Consider the following 7,073-nt stretch of genomic DNA (forward strand, 5'->3'; position numbering starts at 1 on the left):
GCCCGGTTCGGGACGCGGCATCCGCTGCTGGAAGAATGGGTCGCATGGCCCAGACCCTGACGCCCCCGCGCGGCATGCGGGACTTCCTGCCCGCCGAGAAGGCCCGCCGCGAACACGCGCTCTCGGTGATCCGCGGGGTGTACGCGACGCACGGGTTCGACGAGATCGAGACGCCCGTCATGGAGGACTCGTCGCGCCTGCACGCGGGCCTCGGCGGCGACAACGAGAAGCTCGCGTTCGCCGTGATGAAGCGCGGCCTGACCCCCGACGACCTTCGTGCCGCGGCGGAGAGCGGCGACGCGCTCTCGCTCGCCGACCTCGGCCTGCGCTACGACCTCACGGTCCCGCTCGCGCGGTTCTACGCGACCCACCGCGCCGCGCTTCCGCCCGTCTTCCGCGCCATCCAGATCGCGCCGGTGTGGCGCGCCGAGCGCCCCCAGAAGGGCCGCTATCGCCAGTTCGTGCAGTGCGACATCGACATCATCGGCGAGGCCGGCCCGCTCGCCGAGCTCGAACTGCTCACCGCGACCGTCGCCGCGCTCGACGCGCTGGGCCTCGACGGATGCCGCATCCGGCTGAACGACCGGCGCATCCTCGCCGGCATCCTCGGCTCGTGGGGCGTGCCCGACGAGCTGCGCGAGCGCGCGCTCATCACGATCGACAAGCTCGACAAGATCGGCCCCGACGGCGTGGCGGCCGAGCTCACGACCCTCGGCATCGACCGGCCCGGCGTGGCCGACGAGCTGCGCCAGCTCGCGGCGGCCGACTGGCACCTCGCCGACGGCGTCGTGCCCCCGCCCGCGTGGCTCGACCTCGAGGCGTTCGGCGACCTCGTCGCGCTCCGCGATGCCGTCGCCGGGACGCCGGTCGACTTCGATCCCACCCTCGTGCGCGGCATGGGCTACTACACCGGGACGATCTTCGAGATCGCGCACCCCGACCTCGGCTACTCGCTCGGCGGCGGGGGCCGCTACGACCACATGATCGGGCGCTTCCTCGGCCACGAGGTGCCCGCGTGCGGGTTCTCGATCGGCTTCGAGCGCATCGTCGACCTGCTGGCGGTGCGCGACGAGGGCCGACCGCGCTCGATCGTGCTCGTGCACGACCGCGACGTGGCGCCGGCCGAGCTGCTCGCGCTCAAGCACGAGCTCGTGGCATCCGGCGCGCGCGTGCGCTTCGAGAAGCGAGCCAAGAACCTGCGCGGGCTGCTCGAGCGCGTCGCAGCCGACGGCTTCGACGCGTGGGCGCCCGTGACCGCCGGGACGACGGATGCCGCGTCGCTGGAGTTCCGCGACCTCGGCGCCTGACCGCGCCCCGGTCCGCCGCTCCGCGAACCGGCGCGGGCGGCATCCGGAACCCCCACCCGGGGAACGGAGGGTGAGGGGCGAGGGGCGGCAGGGGCGCCCGCGCGCGACGACATCCGCGAGGCGACCTCGGAACGAGGGTCCTAGACTGTCCTGCGGGCCACGACGGAGTCGTCCAGCACACCCCCATCACAGAGGAGTTCACTGTGGCATTCATCGAAGCTGTCGGCGCGCGCGAGATCCTTGATTCGCGCGGCAACCCCACCGTGGAGGTCGAGGTCCTGCTCGACGACGGCACGGTCTCGCGGGCCGCGGTGCCCTCCGGCGCGTCGACCGGCGCGTTCGAGGCGTACGAGCTGCGCGACGGCGACGGGGACCGCTACCTCGGCAAGGGCGTGCAGAAGGCCGTCGACGCCGTGCTCGACGAGCTGGGCCCGGCCATCGAGGACCTCGACGTCAGCGACCAGCGCGTCATCGACGCCGCCCTCATCGAGGCCGACGGCACCGAGAACAAGGGCCGCCTCGGCGCGAACGCCATCCTCGGCGTGAGCCTCGCGGTCGCCAAGGCCGCGGCCGATTCGGCCGACCTGCCGCTGTTCCGCTACCTCGGCGGGCCGAACGCCCACGTGCTGCCCGTGCCGATGATGAACATCATCAACGGCGGCGCGCACGCCGACACGGGCGTCGACATCCAGGAGTTCATGGTCCTGCCCGTCGGGGCCGAGACCTACTCCGAGGGCCTCCGCTGGGGCGTCGAGACCTACCACGCGCTCAAGAGCCTGCTGAAGTCGAAGGGACTCTCGACCGGTCTCGGCGACGAGGGCGGCTTCGCCCCCGACTTCGAGCACAACCGCGCCGCCCTCGACTTCATCGCCGAGGCGATCGGCACGGCCGGCTTCACGCTCGGCAGCGACATCGCCCTCGGCCTGGATGTCGCGGCGACCGAGTTCTTCGAGAACGGCGTCTACCGCTTCGAGGGCAAGGACCGCACGGCTGCCGAGATGAACGCCTACTACGCCGAGCTCGCCGACGCGTACCCGCTCATCTCCATCGAGGACCCGCTGGCCGAGGACGACTGGGACGGCTGGGCCGAGCTCACCGGCTCGCTCGGTGCGAAGCTGCAGCTCGTCGGCGACGACCTGTTCGTGACCAACCCCAAGCGCCTCGCCGACGGCATCGGCCGCCGCGTGGGCAACTCGATCCTCGTGAAGGTCAACCAGATCGGCACGCTGACCGAGACCCTCGACGCCGTGAAGCTCGCGCAGCGCGCCGGCTACACCGCCGTGCTCTCGCACCGCTCGGGCGAGACCGAGGACACGACCATCGCCGACCTCGCGGTCGCGACGGACTGCGGCCAGATCAAGACGGGCGCGCCCGCCCGGTCCGAGCGGGTCGCCAAGTACAATCAGCTCCTGAGGATCGAAGAAGAGCTCGGCGAGGCCGCGGTGTACGCGGGCCGCACGGCATTCCCGCGCTTCACGGCGTAGCACGTCACGAGACGTCCAGACGGGAGCGGCCGGGCGGCCGCTCCCGTCGGTCGTCCTCCGGGCGCGAGAGGAGGGCGACGATGAACGCACGGCGCCCGACCCCTCCGCGGGCCAGGGGCGCGGCCGGTTCGGCGAGCACCGGGCCGGGCACCGGTTCGGGGCGCTCCGCCGCGACGCCGAAGGGCGCATCGGCCGGAGCCGCGAAGCCCTCCGCCGCGAAGCCCGCCGCGCCCAGGTCGGCTCCCGCCTCCGAGACGGCCGTGCCGAAGCGCCCGACGCCGTCGGCGTCGAAGGGCGGAGCGAAGGCGGCGCGGACCAGCGCACGAGGCGGCCGCCAGTCCATCCGGCAGGTCAGTTCGGACTGGCTCGCCGGCATCCGCTTCTCGGGGTTCTCGATCATCATGATGGGCGTGCTCGTGCTGGCGGTCGTCGTGCTCGCCCCGAGCATCGCGGCGTACGCCGAGCAGCGCCAGCAGATCGCCGAGCTCAAGGCCGAGGTCGCCCAGCAGGAGGCGGAGGTCGCCCGGCTCACCGAGCAGCGCGAGCGCTGGAACGACGAGACGTACATCGTGACGCAGGCGCGCGAGCGCCTCTACTACGTCCTTCCCGGCGAGGTCAGCTACCTCGTCATCGACGACCGTTCGCCCGAGGCGCTCGCGAACGCCGACCGGGAGGTCTCGCGCGAGGTCACCGAGCAGCGCGGCGACTGGATGCAGACCATGCTGCGGTCGGTCATGACCGCCGGGCTCGCGCCCGCGGCCTCCGACGCCCCCGCCCCCGCCGAGCCGGCGCCCACCGACCCGGCCCCGACCGACCCGGCGCCCACCGGGACCGACCAGCCCGCCGACGAGGGGACCCGATGACCCGCCCGCCGTTCCCCCCGGTCTCCGAGCGCGACCTCCGCATCGTCGCCGCCCAGCTCGGCCGCCCCGCCCGAGACGTGGTGGGCATCGCGGCCCGGTGCGCGTGCGGCGCCCCGACGGTGGTGTCGACGGCCCCGAGGCTCGCAGACGGCACCCCCTTCCCCACCTTCTACTACCTCACCCACCCGGTCGCGACGGCGTCGATGTCGTTCCTCGAGGCCGCGCAGCTCATGGTCGAGTTCACCGAGCTGCTCGACGGCGATCCCGGTGTCGCGGCGGCGTACCGCGCGGCCCACGAGCAGTACCTCGCCGACCGCGAGCAGTTCGGCACCGTCGAGGAGATCGCGGGGGTCTCCGCGGGGGGCATGCCCACTCGCGTGAAGTGCCTGCACGCCCTGGCGGGCCACGCCCTGGCCGCGGGGCCCGGCGTCAACCCGATCGGCGACCTCGCCCTCGAGCGTTCGAGCTGGTCGCCCGACGTGTGCCGATGCCCCGACTACGGCGTCGACGACTCGGATGACGCGGGGCCCGCATGACGACGGCCACGCGATCCTCGACGGCCGCGCCGGTGCGCCGGCGACGGCCCGCGTGGCGCGCCGGGCTGACGGTCGCGCTCGCCGCTGCGCTCGCCGTGACGGGGGCGACGCCCGCCAACGCCGACACGGTCCGCGACCTGCAGTACTGGCTCGCCGAGTACGGCTTCACCCAGGCGTGGACCACGTCCCGCGGCGAGGGGGTCACGGTGGCGATCATCGACACCGGCGTGAACGGCGAGGTGGCCGAACTCCGCGGCGTCGTCGCGGGCGGTACGGATGCCTCGGGGATCGGCTCGCCCGACGGGCAGACGCCCGTCGGCGAGGAGAGCGAGCACGGCACGATGGTGGCGTCGCTGCTCTCGGGCCGTGGCACCGGCGAGGGGAACGGCGTGATCGGGGTCGCGCCCGACGCCGAGCTGCTCACGGCATCCGTCGCCTTCGGCCAGGACTCGGGGTCGTCGAAGTCGAACGACGAGCAGATCGCCGAGGCCGTGCGCTGGGCCGTCGACAACGGCGCCGACGTGATCAACATGTCGCTCACCCGCAACACGAGCGACTGGCCCGAGAGCTGGGACGACGCCTTCATGTACGCCTTCGAGAACGACGTCGTCGTGGTGGCGGCCGCGGGCAACCGCGGGTCCGGCACGACGCAGGTCGGCGCCCCGGCGACCATCCCCGGCGTCCTCACCGTCGCGGGCGTCGACCGCGAGCAGAACGCGAGCTTCGACGCGAGCTCGCAGGGCATCACGATCGCCGTCTCGGCGCCGAGCGAGGACCTCGTCGGCGTGCTGCCCGACGGGGGCTACGTGCAGTGGTCGGGCACGTCCGCAGCGGCGCCGCTCGTGTCGGGCCTCGTGGCGCTCGTGCGAGCCGAGTACCCCGACATGGATGCCGCGAACGTCATCAACCGCGTCATCCGAACCGCCGACCCCAAGGGCGAGGCGGCGCCGAGCCCGCTCTACGGCTACGGGATCATCGACCCCGTCGCGGCGCTCACCGCCGAGGTCGAGGCCGTCGAGGCGAACCCGCTCGGCAGCCTCGCGGAGTGGATCCGCGTGCACCGTCGCGCCGACCTGCCCGAGGAGGACACCGCCGACGGCACCGACGCGCTCGAGGTCGTGCCGATCGCCGACCCGCCCCCGCCCCGGTCGGAGAGCGCGAAGACGCTCCTGCCGACGCCGTGGACCCTCGCGTATATCACGGTGCCGCTCTCGCTGGTCGCCGGATTTGGTACGCTAGCAGCGCTGTTGGGCATCGGCGCCACTCGGCACATCAGGCGGACTGAGCGCATCCGCGCCCAGTGATCGCACTCACCAGATAACCAAGGAGTCCATTCACCGTGCCCAAGATTCTGATCGTCGGTGGCGGCTACGCAGGCTTCTACACGGCGTGGAAGCTCGAGAAGTGGCTGCGACCCGGCGAGGCCGAGGTGACGGTCGTCGACCCGCTCCCGTACATGACGTACCAGCCCTTCCTGCCCGAGGTGGCCGCCGGCTCGATCGAGCCGCGCCATTCGGTGGTCGCGCTGCGCCGCCACCTCAAGAAGACGACGGTCGTGACGGCGAAGGTCACGGGCATCGACCACGCCTCCAAGTCCGCGACGATCACGCCCGAGGTGGGCGAGCCCTGGCAGTTCGACTACGACGTCGTCGTCGTCACGGGCGGTGCGGTCTCCCGCACGTTCCCGATCCCGGGCGTCGCCGACCAGGCGATCGGGCTGAAGACCATCGAGGAGGCCGTCGCGATCCGCGACCGCGTCCTCACCAACTTCGACAAGGCGGCGAACCTCCCGGCCGGCCCCGAGCGCGACCGGCTGCTGTCGTTCGTCGTGGTGGGCGGCGGCTTCGCCGGCATCGAGGTGTTCGCCGAGCTGCGCTCGTTCGCCAGCTCGCTGCTGCAGTACTACCCGCAGCTCAAGTTCGACGACACGCACTTCCACCTCATCGAGGCGATGGGCCGCATCATGCCCGAGGTGTCGCTGCCGACCAGCCACTGGGTCATCAAGCACCTCGCCCAGCGCGGCGCCGAGATCCACCTCGACACGCAGCTCACGAGCGCCGTCGACGGCCGCATCGAACTGTCGACGGGCGAGACCTTCGAGTCCGACCTCATCGTCTGGACCGCCGGCGTCATGGCGAACCCCGCCATCGTGCGCACGAGCGACCTCCCGGTCGAGGAGCGCGGCCGCATCCTGACGCGGGCCGACCTCCGCGTGGGCGACGAGGACGACTTCGTCCCCGACGCGTGGGCCGCCGGCGACATCGCGGCCGTGCCGGATCTCACGGGCGGCGGCGTCGGCGGATACTGCGTGCCCAACGCCCAGCACGCCGTCCGCCAAGGCAAGCTGCTCGCGAAGAACATCGTCGCGGTGCTCCGCGGCGAGGAGCCCGAGCAGTACATCCACAAGAACCTGGGCGCGGTGGCCGGTCTCGGCATCGGCTCGGGCGCCTTCCAGTCGGGCAAGATCGCGATCAAGGGCCTGCCGGCCTGGTTCGCGCACCGCGGCTACCACGGGCTCGCGATGCCGACGTGGGAGCGCAAGTTCCGTGTGTTCTGGGGCTGGTGGAACAACTTCTGGCTCGGCCGCGACATCGTGTCGCTCGCCGCGGCCCAGCAGCCCCGTGCCGCGTTCGAGCAGTTCGCCGCCCGGCCGAAGCCGGCGGCGGAGGTCGCCCCGGCCGCCCCCGCGAAGGCCGTCGAGTCGGGTGCCGGCGCGAAGGGCGCCCGGACGGCGCCCGCCAAGGCGATCGCGGCGAAGTAGTCGCCCCTCGCCCTATGCTGTGACGGGGGGGGGGGGGGGGGGGGGGGGGGAGACACCCCCCCCCCCCACCCCACCAAAAAAAGAAGAGGAAAACACCCCCCACCCAGGACGGATCGCCCACA

7 protein-coding genes are annotated in these 7,073 nt (G+C 72.7%); 6 read left to right on the forward strand and 1 reads right to left on the reverse strand.

Annotation, left to right across the window (positions count from 1 at the left end; translation table 11 throughout):
• Positions 1–44: 44 nt before the first annotated feature.
• On the forward strand, positions 45–1,307 hold the full coding sequence (gene hisS, locus WBQ80_RS16650; RefSeq protein WP_336571086.1) for a histidine--tRNA ligase: 1,263 nt from the start codon (positions 45–47) through the stop codon (positions 1,305–1,307).
• Between the two features lie 203 nt (positions 1,308–1,510).
• Positions 1,511–2,791, forward strand: a complete 1,281-nt coding sequence (eno, locus tag WBQ80_RS16655; RefSeq protein WP_336571087.1) for a phosphopyruvate hydratase — start codon at positions 1,511–1,513, stop codon at positions 2,789–2,791.
• 4 nt (positions 2,792–2,795) lie between these two features.
• Here eno and WBQ80_RS16660 read toward each other — a convergent pair whose 3' ends face one another.
• Entirely contained in the window at positions 2,796–3,194 is a 399-nt protein-coding gene (locus tag WBQ80_RS16660; protein WP_336571089.1) for a hypothetical protein, read from the reverse strand.
• A 1-nt stretch (position 3,195) separates the two neighbouring features.
• Between WBQ80_RS16660 and WBQ80_RS16665 the strand changes: the two genes are divergently transcribed.
• Genes WBQ80_RS16665 through WBQ80_RS16680 form a run of 4 tightly spaced genes read left to right on the forward strand, consistent with a single transcriptional unit; the run spans position 3,196 to position 6,951 of the window.
• Positions 3,196–3,654 carry an FtsB family cell division protein gene (locus tag WBQ80_RS16665; RefSeq protein WP_442892674.1) on the forward strand — a complete coding sequence of 153 codons (459 nt, stop codon included), beginning with the start codon at positions 3,196–3,198 and terminating at the stop codon, positions 3,652–3,654.
• Positions 3,651–4,190: a DUF501 domain-containing protein gene (locus WBQ80_RS16670; RefSeq protein WP_336571092.1), complete on the forward strand. Its 540-nt coding sequence runs from the start codon at positions 3,651–3,653 to the stop codon at positions 4,188–4,190. The genes WBQ80_RS16665 and WBQ80_RS16670 overlap by 4 nt, the downstream gene beginning before the upstream one ends.
• Complete coding sequence (locus WBQ80_RS16675) at positions 4,187–5,494, forward strand: S8 family serine peptidase (RefSeq protein ID WP_336571093.1); 1,308 nt, start codon at positions 4,187–4,189, stop codon at positions 5,492–5,494. The genes WBQ80_RS16670 and WBQ80_RS16675 overlap by 4 nt, the downstream gene beginning before the upstream one ends.
• A gap of 35 nt (positions 5,495–5,529) precedes the next feature.
• Positions 5,530–6,951: an NAD(P)/FAD-dependent oxidoreductase gene (locus WBQ80_RS16680; protein ID WP_336571095.1), complete on the forward strand. Its 1,422-nt coding sequence runs from the start codon at positions 5,530–5,532 to the stop codon at positions 6,949–6,951.
• The last annotated feature ends 122 nt before the right edge of the window (positions 6,952–7,073 follow it).

The organism is Agromyces sp. CCNWLW213, from assembly GCF_037199545.1.
Lineage (GTDB): Bacteria > Actinomycetota > Actinomycetes > Actinomycetales > Microbacteriaceae > Agromyces.